Genomic DNA, 614 nt, shown 5'->3' with positions numbered 1-614 from the left:
CTAGGGAAACACTGATTAATAGGCGATCGCGCGAGGTGGTCGGCGATGTGGGCGGGGAATGGCCGGATACCGAAGCGAAGCGCCGCCCATTCGGAGAAGTTTGCCCCGAGGATGCACCTTATTTCTCGCATTTCTCACACGCATGACGGACTTCTCCCATGAATCGACCGCAGCCGGTTTCGCGCGATCACCAGATTCGCCAAGGCGAACAGACTGAACAGCTGCGCCGTGTTCTTGAGCAACCCCTTGTAGCGCACCTTGCGATGACGAAACAGGTTCTTGACGACATGAAACGGATGCTCGACCCGCGCGCGGATTTGCGCCTTGGTTCGCTCGAGCGCGATCATCAGATCCTTCTGCGCACCGTCCTGCATCGCCTTGAGCTTTCCTCGCTTGGCCGCCACACGCCACTTCACCAACTTGCTTTTCATCTCATCGCGCTTGTCTACGCCGATGTAGCCCGCATCGCCGAACGCTTCTTGCTCGTGACCGTGCAACAGCGCGTGTGCTTGCGAAACATCCGACACGTTGGCGGACGTGCCGACCACGCTGTGAACCAGCCCCGAATCGGCATCGACGCCGATGTGCGCCTTCATGCCGAAGTGCCACTCGTT

The 614-nt window shown here is 59.3% G+C and carries 1 protein-coding gene; it reads right to left on the bottom strand.

Going from position 1 to position 614, the window contains the following annotated elements:
* Positions 1-134 precede the first annotated feature (134 nt).
* A partial coding sequence (locus HWX25_RS32775; protein ID WP_175912737.1) for an IS5 family transposase occupies positions 135-614 on the bottom strand: 480 nt, incomplete at its 5' end.

This window comes from Burkholderia sp. BCC1640, assembly GCF_902833125.1.
Taxonomy (GTDB): Bacteria; Pseudomonadota; Gammaproteobacteria; order Burkholderiales; family Burkholderiaceae; genus Burkholderia; species Burkholderia diffusa.
Note: the sequence above shows the minus strand (reverse complement) of the source record. Positions and strands in the feature narration are given on the sequence as shown.